This is a genomic window from Methylobacterium sp. C1 (assembly GCF_001854385.1).
In the GTDB taxonomy this organism is placed as follows: Bacteria; Pseudomonadota; Alphaproteobacteria; order Rhizobiales; family Beijerinckiaceae; genus Methylobacterium; species Methylobacterium radiotolerans.
The window spans coordinates 1,562,245-1,579,852 of sequence record NZ_CP017640.1; the positions used below are offsets into that span (position 1 = coordinate 1,562,245).

At 73.3% G+C, this 17,608-nt stretch carries 20 protein-coding genes; 13 read left to right on the forward strand and 7 right to left on the reverse strand.

The genetic code is table 11. From position 1 onward, the window contains the following. Position 1 precedes the first annotated feature (1 nt). The 4 genes from BKE41_RS07345 (at position 2) to BKE41_RS07360 (ending at position 3,091) form a co-directional block, all read left to right on the forward strand. Complete coding sequence (locus tag BKE41_RS07345; protein WP_070998945.1) at positions 2-754, forward strand: aspartate/glutamate racemase family protein; 753 nt, start codon at positions 2-4, stop codon at positions 752-754. Then, positions 751-2,184, forward strand: coding sequence for an amidase (locus BKE41_RS07350; RefSeq protein ID WP_070998947.1), 1,434 nt, complete (start codon positions 751-753; stop codon positions 2,182-2,184). The genes BKE41_RS07345 and BKE41_RS07350 overlap by 4 nt, the downstream gene beginning before the upstream one ends. Beyond that, positions 2,181-2,513 (forward strand): hydroxyisourate hydrolase, encoded by a 333-nt coding sequence (locus BKE41_RS07355; protein WP_012318244.1) that lies wholly within the window; start codon positions 2,181-2,183, stop codon positions 2,511-2,513. The genes BKE41_RS07350 and BKE41_RS07355 overlap by 4 nt, the downstream gene beginning before the upstream one ends. 131 nt (positions 2,514-2,644) lie before the next feature. After that, positions 2,645-3,091, forward strand: a complete 447-nt coding sequence (locus BKE41_RS07360; RefSeq protein WP_012318245.1) for a hypothetical protein — start codon at positions 2,645-2,647, stop codon at positions 3,089-3,091. Here the strand turns inward: BKE41_RS07360 and BKE41_RS07365 are convergent. Then, positions 3,076-3,408, reverse strand: coding sequence for a hypothetical protein (locus tag BKE41_RS07365; protein WP_012318246.1), 333 nt, complete (start codon positions 3,406-3,408; stop codon positions 3,076-3,078). The two genes, BKE41_RS07360 and BKE41_RS07365, sit on opposite strands and share 16 nt — an antisense overlap. Positions 3,409-3,471: 63 nt before the next feature. Here BKE41_RS07365 and BKE41_RS07370 point away from each other — a divergent pair, with 63 nt between their 5' ends. The 8 genes from BKE41_RS07370 to BKE41_RS07405 all read left to right on the forward strand — a co-directional run bounded on the left by BKE41_RS07370 (position 3,472) and on the right by BKE41_RS07405 (position 10,128). Next, positions 3,472-3,810, forward strand: a complete 339-nt coding sequence (locus tag BKE41_RS07370) for a hypothetical protein (protein WP_012318247.1) — start codon at positions 3,472-3,474, stop codon at positions 3,808-3,810. Between the two features lie 211 nt (positions 3,811-4,021). Next, positions 4,022-4,990, forward strand: coding sequence for a glycosyltransferase family 2 protein (locus BKE41_RS07375; protein ID WP_070998949.1), 969 nt, complete (start codon positions 4,022-4,024; stop codon positions 4,988-4,990). 36 nt (positions 4,991-5,026) lie between these two features. Beyond that, positions 5,027-6,121 (forward strand): CDP-glucose 4,6-dehydratase, encoded by a 1,095-nt coding sequence (gene rfbG / locus BKE41_RS07380; protein ID WP_012318249.1) that lies wholly within the window; start codon positions 5,027-5,029, stop codon positions 6,119-6,121. 58 nt (positions 6,122-6,179) lie between these two features. Continuing rightward, on the forward strand, positions 6,180-6,950 hold the full coding sequence (gene rfbF, locus BKE41_RS07385; RefSeq protein ID WP_024830654.1) for a glucose-1-phosphate cytidylyltransferase: 771 nt from the start codon (positions 6,180-6,182) through the stop codon (positions 6,948-6,950). Then, positions 6,935-7,843, forward strand: coding sequence for an NAD(P)-dependent oxidoreductase (locus BKE41_RS07390; RefSeq protein ID WP_159392728.1), 909 nt, complete (start codon positions 6,935-6,937; stop codon positions 7,841-7,843). Before rfbF ends, BKE41_RS07390 begins: the two co-directional genes overlap by 16 nt. After that, positions 7,843-8,382 (forward strand): dTDP-4-dehydrorhamnose 3,5-epimerase, encoded by a 540-nt coding sequence (gene rfbC, locus BKE41_RS07395; protein ID WP_043343568.1) that lies wholly within the window; start codon positions 7,843-7,845, stop codon positions 8,380-8,382. Before BKE41_RS07390 ends, rfbC begins: the two co-directional genes overlap by 1 nt. Positions 8,383-8,528: 146 nt before the next feature. Further along, positions 8,529-9,848, forward strand: a complete 1,320-nt coding sequence (rfbH, locus tag BKE41_RS07400) for a lipopolysaccharide biosynthesis protein RfbH (protein WP_029361148.1) — start codon at positions 8,529-8,531, stop codon at positions 9,846-9,848. A 67-nt stretch (positions 9,849-9,915) separates the two neighbouring features. Continuing rightward, positions 9,916-10,128 (forward strand): hypothetical protein, encoded by a 213-nt coding sequence (locus BKE41_RS07405; RefSeq protein ID WP_029361147.1) that lies wholly within the window; start codon positions 9,916-9,918, stop codon positions 10,126-10,128. Positions 10,129-10,155: 27 nt separating this feature from the next. On the opposite strand, the gene BKE41_RS07410 is transcribed toward BKE41_RS07405, so the two are convergent. From BKE41_RS07410 to BKE41_RS07430, 5 genes are all read right to left on the reverse strand, one after another. Next, positions 10,156-10,431 (reverse strand): hypothetical protein, encoded by a 276-nt coding sequence (locus BKE41_RS07410; RefSeq protein ID WP_029361146.1) that lies wholly within the window; start codon positions 10,429-10,431, stop codon positions 10,156-10,158. A 73-nt stretch (positions 10,432-10,504) separates the two neighbouring features. Continuing rightward, a complete protein-coding gene (locus BKE41_RS07415; protein WP_012318256.1) occupies positions 10,505-10,798 on the reverse strand; it encodes a hypothetical protein in 294 nt (97 codons plus the stop codon). A gap of 246 nt (positions 10,799-11,044) precedes the next feature. Further along, on the reverse strand, positions 11,045-11,785 hold the full coding sequence (locus BKE41_RS07420) for a HAMP domain-containing sensor histidine kinase (RefSeq protein ID WP_012318257.1): 741 nt from the start codon (positions 11,783-11,785) through the stop codon (positions 11,045-11,047). Between the two features lie 171 nt (positions 11,786-11,956). Next, complete coding sequence (locus BKE41_RS07425; RefSeq protein ID WP_012318258.1) at positions 11,957-12,328, reverse strand: response regulator; 372 nt, start codon at positions 12,326-12,328, stop codon at positions 11,957-11,959. Between the two features lie 327 nt (positions 12,329-12,655). Continuing rightward, positions 12,656-13,318 (reverse strand): response regulator transcription factor, encoded by a 663-nt coding sequence (locus BKE41_RS07430; protein ID WP_012318259.1) that lies wholly within the window; start codon positions 13,316-13,318, stop codon positions 12,656-12,658. 321 nt (positions 13,319-13,639) lie between these two features. Between BKE41_RS07430 and BKE41_RS07435 the strand changes: the two genes are divergently transcribed. Next, a complete protein-coding gene (locus tag BKE41_RS07435) occupies positions 13,640-16,159 on the forward strand; it encodes an MFS transporter (RefSeq protein ID WP_029361145.1) in 2,520 nt (839 codons plus the stop codon). A 27-nt stretch (positions 16,160-16,186) separates the two neighbouring features. Here the strand turns inward: BKE41_RS07435 and BKE41_RS07440 are convergent, their stop codons facing one another. Beyond that, entirely contained in the window at positions 16,187-17,569 is a 1,383-nt protein-coding gene (locus BKE41_RS07440; RefSeq protein WP_070998951.1) for a mercuric reductase, read from the reverse strand. Positions 17,570-17,608: the final 39 nt, after the last annotated feature.

The window sequence follows — 17,608 nt, forward strand, 5'->3', positions numbered from 1 at the left end:
CATGCGGATCCTGCTCCTCAACCCCAACACCTCGGCGGCGATGACCGCGCGCATGGCCCGGGCCGCCGCGGCGGCGCTCGCCCCCGACGCGCACATCACCGCGCTCACCGCGGCGACGGGCCTGCCCTACATCGCCAGCCGGGCCGAGGCGCAGCTCGCCGGGGCGGCGGTGCTGGAGACGCTGGCGGCGCACCATTCCGGCCACGACGCCGCGGTGATCGCGGCCTACGGCGATCCCGGGCTCGTCGCCGCGCGGGAGCTGTTCGACCTGCCGGTGGTCGGCATGGCCGAGGCCGCGATGCTGACCGCCTGCCAGCTCGGGGCGCGGTTCGCGATCGTCACCTTCGCGCCCGCCCTGCTGCCCTGGTACGAGGACGCGGTGGCCCTGGCCGGCCTGTCGGCCCGCTGCGTCGGCCTCCACGCGGTGCGCCGGCCGTTCGCGGCGGTGACCGAGGTGCAGGACGAGTTGCGGCCCGAGATCCTGGCCCTGGCCGAGCGGGCGGTCGGGGAGGGGGCCGACGTCGTGATCCTGGCCGGGGCGCCGCTCGCCGGCCTCGCCGCGACCCTGCGGGACGCGGTGCCGGTGCCGCTCGTCGACCCGCTCGCGGCCGCCCTGGGTCAGGCGCAGGCCCTGGTGCGGCTCGGGACTCGGCCGCCCCGGGCCGGCCGCTTCGCCCGGCCGCCCGCGAAGCCCGCTACGGGCCTGACCGGGCCGCTCGCCCGCTGGATCGCGCATCGCGAGGAGGAGTCATGACCCGGATCGACGCGGCGGGCCCGCTCTGGACCCTCTCGGCCGCGGCCCTGGGGCGCCGCTACGCCGCCGGGACGGCGAGCCCGGTCACGGCCGCCCGCGCCTGCCTGGAGCGGGCCGAGGCCGTGAACCCCACGCTCAACGCCCTCGTCGCCGTCGATCCCGAGGGCGCGGAGCGCGCCGCCGCCGCGAGCGCGGCGCGCTGGCGGGCGGGACGGCCGCTCGGGCCCCTCGACGGCGTGCCGCTGACCGTCAAGGACAGCCTGAACGTCGCCGGGTTCGCGACCGGCTGGGGTAGCCGGCTCTTCGCGGGGGAGGGGGCCGCGCGCGCGGTCGACCGGGACGAGACGCCGGTGGCGCGGCTGCGCGCGGCCGGGGCGGTGATCCTGGGCAAGACCAACGTCCCGGAGCTGACCGTCCAGGGCTACACCGGCAACCCGGTCCACGGGGTCACCCGGAACCCGTGGGATCCGGCGCTGACGCCCGGGGGCTCCAGCGGCGGCGCCGTCGCGGCCGTGGCCTCCGGGATCGGCCCCCTGGCGCTCGGGACCGACGCGGGCGGCTCGATCCGCCGCCCCGCCTCCCATACCGGCCTCGTCGGCCTGAAACCCACCGCCGGCCGGGTGCCGCGGGAAGGCGGGCTGCCGCCGATCATGCTCGACCTCGAGGTGGTCGGGCCGATGGCGCGCACCGTCGAGGATCTCGCGGCGGCGATGCGGGTCCTCGGGGCGGCCGACCCGGATTCCGTCGCGCCGCACGGCTTCGGCCCGTTCGGGCGCGAAGCCGTGCGGGAGCGCCCGATGCGGATCCTCCACATCCCGGCCTTCGGGACGGCCCCGGTCGATCCCGAGATCGCCGACAGCGTCGCCGAGGCGGCCGGGCGCCTCGCCGGCCTCGGCCACCGGGTCGAGACCGGCCGCTTCGACGCGGCGACGGCCATCACGGAGGCGTGGCCGGTCCTCGGCCAAGCGGGCATCGCGTGGCTGATGCGCGCGCATCCCGGCCGCCGCGACGACCTGGGCCCGGACATCCGCGCCCTGGCGGAGGCCGGGGCGGCCCTCTCGGCGGCCGACCTGTTCGACGTGCAGCGGATGGCGCTGGCGCTGCGCCGGGACCTCGCCGCCCTGTTCGCCGGCCACGACCTGCTGATGACGCCCGCCGCGGCGGCGCTGCCCTGGCGGGCGGAGGACACCCATCCGCCGCGCATCGCCGGGGTGCCGGTGGGCCCCCGCGGCTCGGCGACCTTCACGGGCTTCGTCAACGCTGCGGGCTGTCCGGCGATCTCGATCCCTTGCCGACCGTCGAGCGCCGGGCTGCCGATCGGGTTCCAGCTCGTGACGCCCTGGGGCGGCGACGAGACCCTGGTGGCGATGGCGGCGGCCTACGAGGCGGCCCATCCCTGGCGGATGGTCTGGGAGGGCAAGGCCCCGTGACCGGCCTGTCCCTCCACGCCGTCGACGCCGCCACGGGCCGGCCGGCCGAGGGGATGCGCGTGCGCGTCCTGACGGCCGGAGGACGGCGGCGGGTGATCGCCGAGGGCCGCCTCGGGGCGGACGGGACCCTCGACCATCCGGTCGTGCGGACGCGGCTCGAGGCCGGGCTCTACGAGGTCGTGTTCGTCATCGGGGACTTCGTCGGGGCCGCGGGGGAGGGGTTCCTGGAGGAGGCCGCGATCCGCTTCCGGCTCGACGACCCCGACCGCCACTGCCACCTGCCGCTGAAGTTCACCGCCTTCGGCGTGGCGCTGTTCCGCGGCTGCTGAGCCGCGGGCCGCCCTTGGGACCGGCCCGCGCTGCGACGGCGCGGCCCGGCCGCCGCCCTCCCCCGTGCGGTGACCGGAGCCTCCGGAGGGCCTAGACTCGGCCCCGTCGCGGCACGCGCAGGAGGAAGCCGATGCGGGTTCAGGCGATGACGATCCCGGCCGCGGCCGGCCGCGCGCATCGCGGCGCCCCGCCGGCGCGCCTGCTGCTGGCCGCGCTGACGATCCTCGCGCTTCCGCTGGCCTTCCTCGCGGCCGGGCGGGTCCCCGCGGCGCCCGTCGACCCCGACCTCGCGCGGGTGATCCGCTTCATGGCGCTGCTCAAGGGCGGCTTCGCCCTGGCGGCTTTGGCCGGCTGCTTCTGGCGTCTCGGCCGGCCCGCCGGATGGCGCAGCCTCGTCTACGTGGCCGGACCGCCGCTGATGGCGCTCGGGGCGGCCGGCCTGTGGTCCCTGCGCGATCCCGGGCCGGCGGCGCTCGGCCTGCATCTCGGCTTGTTCTCGGTCCTCGCGGCGGCGCTGACCGACCGCGAAGCCCTGCCCGACCGGCGCCGCGCGGCGCGCCGTCAGATCGTCTCGTAGGCGAACAGGACCGCGATCAGCGTCAGGCCGATCAGCCCGATGACGAAGCAGACGTCGGCGCAGCGCTCCAGGCTGACCGGGAGGTCGCCGCCGTCGCCCAGGCGGATCGACAGGTACGACGCGATCGCGCTGACCAGGAACAGGATCGCCGTCAGGGCGGCGGCCTCGTCGACGTGGCTCGGCCCGATCCAGCCCTCGGCGATCTTCACGAGGCCGATCAGCGTGGTGCAGACGCCGACCATCGTGCCGGCACTGGGGAGGATGTGGCGCGACAGGCTATCCTCGCCGGATCCGGTGGCCTTCCGCCTTTCGGCCATGCGCTCCTCGTACAGCTCCGCGCCGGCCGATGGCCCCCTATACCGCGCCCGTGGAGGTTCGTCATGAAGCGCCCGCTCACCACCAGCTTCTCCGCGCCGCCGCCGGAGCAGGCCCGCCCGCCCGAATCGGCGCCCGCGGCGTCCTGGCGCGACGTCGCCCCGCTCGCGGCCGCCCTGATCGCCACCCTGGAGGCGATCGAGGCCGGGCCGAAGGCGGGACCGGCGATGCGGGCGCACCGCTCCGCGATGCGCCGCCAGGGCGAGGCGGCCGCGGCGCTCGGCGGGTCCGAGGCGCTGGAGGCGGTCCTCCACCAAGTCGCGGACGCCGACGCGGCGCGGGCCGAGCGGCGCCTCGCGCTCGTCCGCGAGGCCTGGACCGGGCTGCCCGGGGCGGGGGCGTGAGGGTTCGTCCCCCGAAGGAGCGCGGCGCCGGCCGATGGAGGATCACGCCCCGGGTCGGCGGAATCCATGCGCCCTGATCGACACAGGTCTTCGATTCTGGCAGGTCTGCCCAGCGTCACGCCGTTCCCGGTCTGATCCGTCCGAACCGCGCGGCGCGCAGCCGAGCCGCCCGGCCCCGGCGCCTCGGTCGACCCAGTCAGAGAGCCGTTCGATGCCGCTGCCGCTCGTTTCCCTGATCGTGCCGACCTTGAACCGTCTCGAGTTGCTGGCGCAGACCCTGAGCTCCGTCTCGGCGCAGGATTACGGCAACCTGGAGCTGATCATCAGCGACAACGCCAGCACCGATGCCACGGGCGCTTTCCTGGCGCAGCTCCGGAACGACCGGCTCACGGTCCTCACCCGGTCGTTCACGCTGCCCATGGAGGCGAACGTCACCGACGCGGTCCAGCACGCGCGCGGCAAGTACATGCTGCTGCTGAGCGACGACGATCTCATCTCGAACACCTACGTCTCGACGATGGTGGCGGCGTTCGAGGCCGACGACGCGATTCAGGTCGGGCTGGGGCGCCGGGTCCTGATCGACGGCGCGAGCCAGATCCTGCATCAGGCGGAGCCGCTCTCCGCGGGCGCCCAGATCGAGGCCGCGGAGCCGTGGCTGACGCGGTACTTCGCCAGTCCGACGGCCCACACCCAGATCAACACCGTCTTCTCGACCTTCTACAGGCGCTCCGCTTGGCTGGATGCCGGCGGGCAGCCGACGCTGTCGGGCTCCTACTTCTCCGACACGATCCCGTTCGTCGGCGTTCTCAACCGCGCGTCGAAGGTGTTCTACGCGCCCGAGGCGGTCTTCCTGTATCGGTTGCACCAGAATCAGGAGAGTCATCAGGCGACCGCGGCGGCGAAGCAGGCCTATGCGGGCATGTTCCAGTTCTTCGAGCAGCTGAAGCCGAAGCTCGGCGATCTTGCCCATTCGGACGCGCTCAAATCCGCGCTCATCCGGTATGTCCTGATGATGTTCTTCAACGCGTGCGGTCCGTTCGCGACGGAGCAGAAGATCAGCGCGCCCGACCTGTACGGGTTCTTCTGGGACGCGCTGAGCCGTCCCTCACCCCCGGAGGCCGGCGCGGCGGGGCCGCCGGATCTGGCCCAGATGCGGCCGGCGGATCCGGCCGTCGCGTGAGCCCCGATCGATGCCCAACCGGTCCGGACCGTTGAGATGACCCTCGCGCGCTATCGCGGCACCCGTGTCCTCGTCACGGGTCATACCGGCTTCAAAGGCGCGTGGCTCGTCGCCTGGCTGCTCGACCAGGGCGCCGAGGTGATGGGCCTCGCCCTGGCTCCCCCCACCGACAGGCCGAGCCTGTTCCGCGATCTCGCGCTCGCCGACCGGATGCGGTCCGCCGTCGTGGATATCCGCGACGCCGAGGCGGTGCGCGAGGCCGTCGCGGCGTTCCGTCCGGAAATCGTCTTCCACCTCGCGGCCCAGGCGCTGGTCCGGCGCTCCTACGCCGACCCGCTCGAGACCTTCGCGGTCAACGTCATGGGTACCGCCCATGTGCTGGAGGCGGCGCGCCACACCGACTCGGTCCGCGCGGTCGTCTGCGTCACGTCGGACAAGTGCTACGAGAACCGCGAATGGGTCTGGGGCTACCGCGAATCCGACCCGCTGGGCGGCAAGGATCCCTACAGCGCCAGCAAGGCCGCCGCGGAGATCGTGGCCGGCAGCTACCGGCAGGCCCTGATGCCGGGATCGCGCCTGCGCCTCGCCACCGCCCGCGGCGGCAACGTGATCGGCGGCGGCGACTGGTCCGAGGATCGGCTCGTGCCCGACCTCGTCCGCGCCATCCGGAGCCGCGCGCCGCTCGTGTTGCGGAACCCGGACGCGGTCAGGCCCTGGCAGCACGTGCTCGAACTGCTGCACGGCTACCTGCTGCTCGGCGCGCGACTCCTCGCCGCCGACGACGCGGCGGTCGGCGCCTGGAATTTCGGCCCGGCCCGCGCCAGCGAGGTCGCGGTGCGGCGGCTGGTCGAGCAGGCGCTGGCCGCCTGGGGCGGCGACCCCATCCCGGTCCAGATCGAAGCCTCGGCCCTGCGCGAGGCCGGGATCCTGAAGCTCGACGCGGCCAAGGCGGAGGCGGAGCTGGGCTGGCGCCCCCGGCTCGGCTTCGCCCGCACGGTGCGCCTGACCATGGAGTGGTACCGCGACTACAGCGCGCGTCCCACCGACGCCCGGGCGCTCGTCGAGGCCCAGATCGCGGAATACGCCCGGATCGCGGCCGCTTCCGGCCACGCAGACGAGGACAGCGCCTGATCATGCACGCACGTCGCCCCTCCCTCCGCTCCCGCCCCGCGGGCCGGGGAAACGGCCGGTGAAGGCCGTGATCCTGGCGGGCGGCCTCGGCACGCGCCTGTCCGAGGAGACCGCCACGCGGCCGAAGCCGATGGTCGAGATCGGCGGCCGGCCGATCCTGTGGCACATCATGAAGGGCTACAGCCACCACGGCATCAACGACTTCGTGATCTGCCTCGGATACAAGGGGTACATCATCAAGGAATACTTCGCGAACTACTTCCTACACATGAGCGATGTGACCATGCACATCGCCGAGAACCGGATGGAGATCCACCGGAAGACCGCCGAGCCCTGGACCGTGACGCTGGTCGATACGGGCGACCAGAGCATGACGGGCGGCCGCCTGAAGCGCGTCCGGCATCACCTGGAGGGCGAGGAGATGTTCGCGCTCACCTACGGCGACGGCGTCAGCGACGTCGATGTCACCGCGCAGATCGCCTTCCACCGCGCCCACGGCAAGCGCGCCACCGTGACGGCGGTGCGGCCCGACAAGCGCTTCGGCTACCTCGCCCTCGACGGCGACCGGGTCACGGCCTTCGAGGAGAAGCCCGACAACGAGGGCGGCTGGATCAACGGCGGCTTCTTCCTCCTCGCGCCGTCGGTGATCGACACGGTGACGGGCGACGAGACGGTCTGGGAGCGGGAGCCCCTGGAGCGCCTGGCCCGGGAAGGCGACCTGCAGGCCTTCATCCACGACGGCTTCTGGCAGGCGATGGACACGCTCCGGGACAAGACCAACCTCGAGGCGCTCTGGGCGTCGGGACGGGCACCGTGGAAGACGTGGTAGCGCCGCCGCCCTTCGGCCGCCTGCTCATCACCGGCGCGACCGGCTTCGTCGGCGGACGCCTGACGCGGGGCTTCGCCGAGGCCGGCATCGCCGTCGGCGCCCTGGTGCGGGCGGGCTCGGCCACCGCGTTCCTCGACCCGCGCGCGACGATCCTGCGCCACGACGGCGCGACGGACACGCTGCACGCCGCGATGCGCGCCTTCGCGCCCGAGGCGGTGATCCACGCCGCCACCCACTTCGTCGGCGTGCACGGGCCGGACCATGTCGCACCGCTGATCCAGGCCAACCTGCTGTTCGGCACGCAGCTCCTCGACGCGATGGCGCGCTGCGGGGTCCGGCACATGGTCAATTTCGGCACGAGCTGGCAGCATTTCGCGGACGATCGCTACAATCCGGCGAGCCTCTACGCGGCCACCAAGCAGGCCTTCGAGGACATAGCGGCCTACTACGCCGAGGCGGAGGGCTTCACGGTCCTGACCTTGAAGCTGACGGACACCTACGGACCGGCGGATCGCCGCGGCAAGCTCGTCTCGGCCCTGCTCCAAGCCCAGCGGGAGGGACGACGGCTCGACCTGTCCCCGGGCGAGCAGACCCTCAACCTGCTCCACGTCGACGACGTCCTCTCGGGCAGCCGCGCCGCTCTGGACTGGATCCGCGCGGTGCCGCCGCATACGCGGGAGGCCTTCGCCCTCCGCGGCCCCGAGACGCTGTCGCTGCGCGATCTCGTGGCGCGGATCGAGCGCCTCGGCGCGCGGCCCGTCCCGGTCGCCTGGGGCGCGCGGCCCTACAGGCCCCGGGAGGTGATGCGGCCGTGGATCGGATCGCTCCTGCCCGGCTGGTCCGCCGCCATCGGCCTGGATCGCGGCCTCACCGAGTTGATAGCGGCCCAGTGATGTTCGAGATCCGAACCAGCGATCTTCCGGGTGTACTGGCCCTCCGCGCGCCCGGCAGCCGCGATGCCCGCGGCAGCTTCCACAAGCTGATGCACGCGCCGAGCCTCGCTGCCGCTGGTCTCAGGACGGATTTCGCCGAGGTCTACTGCTCCACTTCGGCGCGGGGCGTGATCCGCGGCATGCATTTCCAGGTGCCGCCCCACCAGCACGCGAAGCTCGTCTGGTGCCTGTGCGGCGCGGTGACAGACGTCGTCCTCGACCTGCGCCGGGACTCGCCCGGCTATGGCCGCGCCGTCGCCTTCGACCTCGACGAGGAGGCGCCCGCCGGCGTCTACATCCCGGAGGGCTGCGCCCACGGTTTCGCCGTGCGCTCCGGCGCGGCGACGCTGCTCTACCTCGTCACGTCGGTCCACGCCCCCGCCGCCGATGCCGGCATCCGTTGGGACAGCTTCGGTTTCGACTGGGGCATCCCGCACCCGACCCTGTCGGACCGGGATCGCCTGCATCCCGGCCTCGACGCGTTCGCCACGCCGTTCTGAGCCATGGGCCCGGTCGACGACAGGCGCTTCGACAGGGCGGCGGCCCCGATCGTGCCGGGCCTCGTCGCCGATGGCAGTCTCACACCCGGCGGATCCGGCGGTATAGCTGCCGGAGCCCCCCGACCGGACAACGGTGTTTCGCCCCCATGACCGATGCCCTGCGCACCGAGATCCTGAGCCTCGCCCGGGCGCATTTCGAGGCGCGCGGGAGGCCGGCCTTCGTGCCGGGCGAGACCTACATCCCGCCCTCCGGCAAGGTCATGGACGCGGAGGATTGCGCCCACCTCGTCGACGCCTCCCTCGACATGTGGCTGACGGCCGGGCGCTACGCCGACCGGTTCGAGCGGGAACTCGCGGCGGCGTTCGGACGGAAGCATGCGCGGCTGACCGTCTCTGGCTCGGCCGCGAACCTCCTGGCCTTCGCGGCGCTGACCTCGCCGAAGCACGGCGCGCGCCGCCTGCGGCCGGGCGACGAGGTGATCACCGTCGCGGCGGGCTTCCCGACCACCGTCGCGCCGATCGTCCAGCACGGCTGCGTGCCGGTCTTCGTCGACGTCGACGTCGAGACGCACAACGTCGATGTCGACCTGCTCGAGGCGGCCGTGACGCCGAAGACCCGCGCGGTGATGATCGCGCACTCGCTCGGCAATCCCTTCGACGTGGTCCGGGTGGCCGAGATCTGCCGCCGCCACGGCCTCTGGCTGGTCGAGGATTGCTGCGACGCGTTCGGCGCGACCATCGGCGGGCAGGGAGTCGGGACCTTCGGCGACGTCGCCACCCTGAGCTTCTATCCGGCCCACCACATCACCACCGGCGAGGGCGGCGCGGTGCTGATGGACAAGGGTCCGCTCGCCAAGATCGTCGAGTCGTTCCGGGACTGGGGGCGGGACTGCTACTGCAAGCCCGGCACCGACAACACCTGCGGCAACCGCTTCGGCTGGAAACTCGGGGACCTGCCCCGCGGCTACGATCACAAGTACACGTACTCCCACATCGGCTATAACCTGAAGGTCAGCGACATGCAGGCCGCCCTGGGGGTGAGCCAGCTGACCAAGCTCGACCATTTCGTGGCGCGCCGCCGCGCGAACTTCGTCGGCCTGGAGCAGCGCCTGCGGGAGCGCGGCCTCGACCGGCTCTTCCATCTGCCGCGGGCGACCGCGGGTTCGGAGCCGAGCTGGTTCGGCTACCTCCTCACGGTGCGGGACGGCGTCGGCATCGATCGGAACGCCCTCGTCGCGCGCCTGGAAGAGAAGCGCGTGGGAACACGGCTGCTGTTTGCCGGCAACCTGACCCGGCAGCCCGCCTTCCGGGACGTGACATACCGGGTTCACGCCGCGCTGACCCACACCGACAAGATCATGCGCGACAGCTTCTGGATCGGCGTCTGGCCCGGCCTGACGGACCCGATGCTCGACTACATGGCCGACACGCTGGCGGCGGTGACGCGGGAACTCGGCGCCGGCTGACGCCCCTCCGGCCACGGCGGCCGCGCGCGCGGGCCGCGCGCTTGAGCGGGCCGCGCGCGGGCCCCACATGGACGAGAGCGACAGCGCGGGGCCGACCATGTACGACCTCATCCACACCCTCCGCCTCTGGCTCTGGCGCCGCCAGGTGCGGGCCCTGGCGCGGGCGTGCCGGGTGTCCGGGACCAGCGACGGGGACTGGATCGCCGCCACCGTCGCGGCCTCCGCGACGAGCTCGGGCCCGGGCGCGCCGGTCCCGTACGCGAGCGGCACCGGCCTGTAGCGGCGATCCCTCCCCGCGAGGGGCGGGTCAGCCTTCCGGAGACGGCTCGGCGGCGGCGGCACCCGGCTCGGGCGCCGGGCCGGTGTCGAGGGTGCCGCTGTGGACCAGGGCGCCGGCCCAGGCGCCCGCGATGATCCGGACCTGCTCGATGGCCTCGGCGCGGGTGAAGGGCCTGTCGCCGCCCCCCGGCCGGCCCTCGTCCCAGTAGACGTAGCCGGTGCGCCGGCCGCCGGCATCCTCGACGCAGGCGGCGTTCTCGAGGACGCAGATCCGGAGCGGGAGCTTGAGGCCGAGTGTGGGCATAGGGCCCATATAGGGCGCGGATCCCGCGGGAAATCGGCGCGCCCGCGGCGTGACGGTCCGCCTCAGGTGGGTCTCAGGTGGGTCTGGCCGCGTCGAGGGCCTGCGTCAGCTGTTCCACGACCTCGTCGCCCTTGGGCGGCGGCTCGGCCTCCTCGACCCGCCGGGCGACCTCCATGACGAGGTAGGTCACCGACGGCGGCCACGGCACGCCGTTGTCCAGGAGCATCCGGGCGGCGCTCACCAGCATCCGGAACTGGTCCGGCGGGATCGTCGTCCCTGCCTCGTGCTGCGCGAGGATGTGGTCGGCGATCGCGGCCGCCAGTCCGGCGACTTCGGCCATCTTGTTGGGCGGATCGCCAGCCGTCATGTCAGGTCACGCTCCGTCTGCGAAAGCACGGTGCGGAGCATCCGTCGCCTCTTCGGGGTCTCAGGCCGACACGGTTCCACAAGCAACCCTGGCGAGCAAGCCGTGCGGGCGCGGCACGCCTGCGTCGCCGTGGACGCCGCGGATTTCGGTGGGCTGCGCACGCGGTCCGGGCGTTTCGCGGCCTCCAGTGCCGGGACGGCGGACCTGCTCCGCGGCGGCAGCGCCGTCGGGATCGACCCGGGAAATCTACGCGGATGCCGGACAGTGACGGGGCGCGGTCACGCCGAAGACGGAGCCCCGGTCGCGCCGGGATCGCACGGTGATCGGGTGATCGAGCGCCGCGGCGGTCTGCCGGACGATGTGCAGGCCGAGCCCGAGACCGGCCCCGTCCCGGCGCCCGGCGCGGTCGAAGGCGTCGAAGATGCCCGCCAGCCGTTCGGGCGCGATGCCGGGACCGTCATCGTGTACCTCGATCGTGACCCGCCCCTGCCGGCGGCGGCATCCGACGACGACGCGGCCGCCCGGGCCCGCATACTTCACGGCGTTCCCGACGAGGTTGCGCAGGATGGTCGTCAGCATGGCGGCCTCGCTCTGGACCGTCAGCGCCGTGGCGCAGACCTGCACCCGCACTCCGACCGCGTCGGCGTAGGGCTGCCACTCCGCCGCCACCGCCTCCAGGAGCGGGACGAGGGCGACGGGACCGAGCCGGGGCGGCACGGCGCCGGTCTGGGAGGAGCGGGCCAAGTCGTCGAGTTCGCGGCCCAGCCGCACCAGCGCGTCGCTGGCGAGGCCGAGCCGGGCCGCGGCCCGGGGGCCGACGCCGTCCGAGACCGCGCGGTCGATGGCCATGAGGGCCACCTGCAGGGGCTGCTTGAGATCGTGTCCGGCGACGGCGAGGAGCCGGGCCATGGCGCTGCGGGCGGTCTCCGCGCGCAGCACGGCCTCGTCCGACCCCGCACCGCTCCGGCTCGCCATCGTCAGTCCCATCCCCACCTCCTCGTCCGGCCCGCGTGCGGCGCGCCCCTTCCATGGCGCGACCTTGCACCGTGGCCGTTCGCGCCGGAATCATACGGAGGTTTGATGTCCTAATCGGATCGTCCGGGCGCGCACGCGCGTGACGGCCGCGCGCAGCCCGGCCGACGTTCAGGCGGCCGATCCTCAGGCGCCGATCGTCTCTTCCAGGCAGCGGATCAGTTCGTCGGCCACGAGGGGCTTGCGCAGGAGATCGCGGGCGCCGCCGGCGAGGGCCCGACGCCGGAGCGCGTCGTCGGTCAGCGCCGTCATCATGATGACCGGCAGGGCAGGGCGCTGCTGCCGGACGCGGTCCTGCAACTCGATGCCGCTGATCCCCGGCATGTTCACGTCCGTCAGCAGGCACGAGACGTCGCTGCCGGCCATGGAGGCCAGGAAGGCCTCGCCCGAGTTGAAGGCCCGCGCGTCGTAGCCCAACGCTTCGAGGAAGCTGGACGTCGCGTCCAGAACCGCCTCGTCGTCGTCCACGACCGCGACCGCTTTCTTCCCGACCGGCACGAATCTCCCTCCGGAGCCTCTCGGAGGCGCGTCGATCCCACCTGTGTGGGCCAGCGGCCGCGCCGACGATATTATACGATGGTTTGATGCGCGCGACGGACGCACATCCTGATGAACCGAGTCCCGCCACAGCAAAGCAGGCCTCGGAGCGCCGCGACGCGAGCCGGTAGACATGGGTTTGGCGAATCTAGTCGGGACTTTTCCGTCGACGCCCGACTCGAACGTGCCGACGAAATCTGTCCCGTGCGGGTGCCAACGCGGTGATACCCGGCATCGTTCCGCGCCGATTGGCCCGGCCCGGGCCGGCGGCTGCGGGGGGCTTCGGGCTCAGACGGTCGCCCGGGCCTTGAGCAGCTCGGTCTTGCGCACGAGGTCGGCCACGGAGCCGGCCTCCATCTTCCGCATGACGTTGCCGCGGTGGATCTTGACCGTGATCTCGCTGATGCCGAGGGCGTAGGCGATCTGCTTGTTGAGCAGCCCCTTGACGACGTGCGCCATCACCTCGGCCTCCCGCGCCGTCAGGGTCGCGGCCAGCGCCTCGAGTTCGGCGACCCCCGCGCTCGAGGCGCGCCGGGTCCTGTCCCGCTCGATCGCGACCGCGATGGCGTCGAGCATGTCTTGGTCGCGGAACGGCTTGGTCAGGAAGTCGAGCGCGCCCGCCTTCATGGCCTGGACGGTCATGGGGATGTCGCCGTGGCCGGTCATGAAGATGATCGGCATGCGGTTGCCCATCGCGGCCAGCTTCGCCTGCAGGTCGAGACCGCTGGATCCCGGCAGCCGCACATCGAGGATCAGGCAGCCCGGGCGGTCCGGCAGCGTCGCCGCGAGGAGCTCGCTCGTCGCGCCGTAGGCGAGGGTGTCGAGGCCGACGGAGCGCAGGAGATCCTGGAGCCCCTCCCGGACGCCCTCGTCGTCCTCGACGATGACAACCAGCGGTGAGGCCGTGTCGGCGCCGGCTTTCGCCGCGCCACCCCGGACGTTGCCTGACATCGTGATCGACGAGCCCCCGCGCGCCCCTGCCAGGCTGTCCGCGAGGACAGTGCTTACAGGTTGAATCCGCGCCCGATCAAGCCGACCGTCTTCGGACGGCGCAGCCGGTCCGCAGAGGTCGGACGCAGGGGCCGGGCGCAGGGGCCGGACGCAGGGGCCGCACCCGGCCGAACCTATCGACTTGCGGCCAAGCTTGTGGCTATGAGCGGTTGCACTGCCCCCGGGACTGGCTCAACCTCAAACGCGATCAGCATGTCCCGGCTCGCGGGCGACCCGTCCGGCCGTGCACCCGTATGGCAGGCTGCGGAGCGAGGCGCGGAGATGATTGCGGTGAGCAACGCGCCTCCCAGACAAAAGACGGCGCGCGTCCTCCTCGCGAGCCTGATCGGCACGACGGTCGAGTTCTACGACTTCTACATCTACGCCACGGCGGCGAGCCTGATCTTCGGGCCGCTGTTCTTCCCGGCGGCGCTGCAATCGGCGGAGCTGATCAGCGCCTACGCGAGCTTCGGCCTCGCCTTCGTGGCCCGGCCGATCGGCGGCGCGGTCTTCGGGCATTTCGGCGACCGGGTCGGGCGCAAGGCGACGCTTGTCGCCTCGCTCCTGCTGATGGGTCTCTCGACCTCGGCGATCGGGCTGCTGCCCACCTTCGCGCTGGCCGGCTGGCTCGCGCCCGTCCTGCTCTGCCTCCTCCGGTTCGGGCAGGGGCTGGCGCTCGGCGGCGAGTGGAGCGGCGCCGCCCTGCTGGCGCTGGAGAACGCCCCGCCGGGATGGCGCGCGCGCTACGCGATGTTCGCGCCGCTCGGGGCGCCCCTCGGCTTCTTCGTGGCCAACGGCCTGTTCCTCGTCCTGACCCTGACCCTCAGCGCGGAGCAGTTCGCGGACTGGGGCTGGCGGGTGCCGTTCCTGCTCAGCGTGCCGCTCGTCTGGCTCGGGCTCTGGGTCCGCACCAATCTCGGCGAGACCGAGGAGTTCGCCGCCGCCGTGAAGGACGCGCAGCCCCCGCGCGTCCCCTTCGTCGCGCTGATGCGCCACCATGCCGGGCAGGTCGTCGCCGGGATGTTCGGCGTCGTCGCGTGCTTCTCGCTGTTCTGGACCGCCACCGCCTTCGCGCTCGGCTACGGCACGACGACGCTCGGCTATTCCCGGGCCTCGTTCCTGACGGTCGAGCTCGGCGCGATCCTGTTCATGGCCGCCGCCATCGTCGTCGCGAGCTGGTTGTCCGACCGGCTCGACCCGGCCCGCGTCCTGATCGTCGGCTGCGCCGGGACGATCGCCTCCGGGATCCTGCTGGCGCCGATGCTCGGCAGCGGCTCCCTCGCGACGATCTTCGTCTTCCTGGCCTTCGCCCTGTGGGTGATGGGCTTCGTCAACGGGCCGCTCGGCGCGTGGCTGCCGAGCCTGTTCCCGCCGCAGGTGCGCTACACGGGCACCTCCGTGGCGTTCAACGTCGGCGGCATCATCGGGGGCGCCTTCTCGCCGATGATCGCGCAGGCGCTCGCCGAGCGCAGCGGCCTGACCGCGGTCGGCTTCTACCTCGCGCTGACCGGCGGGATCAGCCTGATCGCCTTCGACACGAGCGCCCGCCAGCGCGCGCTGGGGGCACTGGCGCGGAGCGAGCGGCGCTACCGCGCGCTGTTCGAGCAGAGCCACGTCGCGCTGTGCGAGGTCGATCTCTCCGGGGCGCAGGCCCACCTCGCCGAGGCGCGGGCCGCCGGGCCGGGGACCGACCTCCGCGGGCAGGCCGATGCCGCGCTCGCCGCCGCCTGCGCGCGGCAGATCGCGCTGGTCGACGTCAACGACGCCACGGTGCAGCTCCTCGGCTGCCGGTCCCGCGACGCGGTCCTCGGCTCGATGAGCCGCTTCCTGCCGCCGGGCAACGATCTCGTCCTGCCGCTCCTGCAGCGGCTCGACCGGGCGGGCGGCCGGTTCGAGGCGCAGGGCCGCCTCGTTCGCGCCGACGGGCGGGAGGTGACCGTGATCCTCGTCGTGGCGCTGCCGGACGACCCGGCGGCCTTCGACCGCGTCGCCTGCGCGATGATCGACGTGACCGAGCGGGAGCGCGCGAAGGAGGCGCTGCTCGCCGCCCAGGCCGAGCTGGCCCGCGCGGGCCGGGTCTCGACCGTCGGGGCGATCTCCGCCTCCATCGCCCACGAGGTCAATCAGCCGATCGGCGCCATGGTGATGAGCGCCGAGGCCTGCCTGCGCTGGCTGCGGCGCGAGACGCCGGATCTGGAGGCGGCCGCGCGGGCGGCCGAGCGCGCCGTCCGCGACGGCATGCGGGCGAGCCGGATCGTGCAGCGGACGCGCGAGCAGCTCCGCCGCGACCGGAGCCAGCCCGAGATCGTCGACCTTCAGCCCCTCCTCGCGGAGGTCGTGGCGCTCCTCGATCGGGAGATCCTGGCGGCCGGGGCGACGGTGCGGACTCGGATCGCCGCGACCGAGGCGCGCGTCCTGGCCGATCGCGTCGAGATGCAGCAGGTCGTGGTCAACCTCGTGACGAACGGCCTGCACGCCATGCGCGATGCGCCCGAGACCCGCCGCGAGCTGCGGATCGCGCTCAGCGCTCCCGCGCCCGGTCGGCTTCGGATCGCGGTGTCCGACAGCGGCACCGGCATCGATCCGGAGCAGCTGCCCAAGCTGTTCAGCCCGTTCTTCACCACGAAGCGCGACGGGATGGGCATCGGCCTCGCGATCTGCCGGACCATCGTCGAGTCCCATGGCGGGACGCTGACCGCCCGGAACAACGACGGTCCCGGCGCGACCTTCGCGGTCGATCTTCCGGCGGCCGAGCCGGACCGAGAGAGCCGCGCGGCGGAACCCGCCGCGGCGAGCGCCTGAACCGCGGAGAGCGGGTCAGGGAGTGGGTCAGGGGGCGGGCACGGCCGAGAACAGGCTGTTCAGCCCCTCCGCGGTGGTCGGGTGGGCGAGGATCGCGTCGCGCAAGGCCGTGTAGGGCAGGCCGGCGAGCATCGCGACCTGGACCGCGGCCATGACCTCGCCGGCCTCCGCGCCGAGCATCGTGAAGCCGAGGATCCGATCGTCCGGTCCGATGACGGCCTTCATGAAGCCCTCGGTCTGCCCGGTCGTCCGCGTGCGCAGCACGGCCGCCATCGGCAGCTTGGCGACCCGGACGGCATCGCCGCGGGCGCGCGCCTCGGTCTCGGTCGATCCGACCCGCGCCAGCGGCGGGTCCGTGAACAGGCAGGCGGGCATCAGCCGCCCCGCGGTCGAGCGCGGGATCCCCGCGAGATCGTCGCGGATCACGCGGAAATCGTCCGCGGAGGCGTGGGTGAAGGCCGGGCTGCCCGCGCACTCGCCGATGGCCCAGACGCCCGGCGCGCTCGTCCGCAGACGGTCGTCGACCTTGATCACGCCCCGCTCGGTGAGGTCCACCCCCGCGCGGTCGAGGCCGATCCCGTCGGTGTTCGGCGCCCGGCCCGCCGCGACGAGGATGTGGCTTCCGGCGATGACCGCCTCGCCGTCGCCGCCGCGCACCGTGATCTCCACGGCGTCGCCCGAACGGCCGCGCACGCGCACGACCTCCGTGCCGGTGCGGATGGCCAGCCCCTCGGCCTCGAGGAGCTGCGCGAGCGCGGAGGCCACGTCCGGATCCTCGCGGCCCGCGATCTGCGCCCCGTGCTCGATCACCGTCACCGCGCTGCCGAACCGGCGGTAGGCCTGGGCCAGTTCGAGGCCCACGTAGCCGCCGCCGAGGACGACGAGGTGGGCGGGCACGGCGTCGAGTTCGAGCGCCTCGATATTCGTCAGCGGTTCCGCGTCGCGCAGGCCCGGGACGTCGGGGATGGTCGGGCGCGTGCCGAGGTTGAGGAAGATCCGCTCGGCCGTCAGCGCGCGCGACCCGCCCGCGTTCAGCGCGACCGTGAGCGCCCTGGGACCCGTGAAGGCGGCCGTTCCCATGATGAGCTCCGCGCCGCTGTCGCGGTAGCGGTCGAGGTGCATGTCGACGAGGCCGCGGACCATCGCCCGCTTGCGCTCGACCACCCGGGCCATGTCCACCGCGACCGGGCCGGTCTCGATGCCGTACCGGTCGGCGTGCCGGGCGAGATGGGCGATCTCGGCGCTCCAGATCTCGTTCTTGCTCGGCAGGCAGTTGGTGTTGGGGCAGGAGCCCCCGATCCAGCGGCGCTCGACCACCGCGACCCGCTGCCCGGCCTTGGCCAGGTGCCAGGCCAGGAACTTGCCACCCTCGCCGCTGCCGATCACGAGCGCATCGTAGTGGTCGTCCATCGTCCATCCTCCGCGGATCCGAGATTTCGGAAACACGTA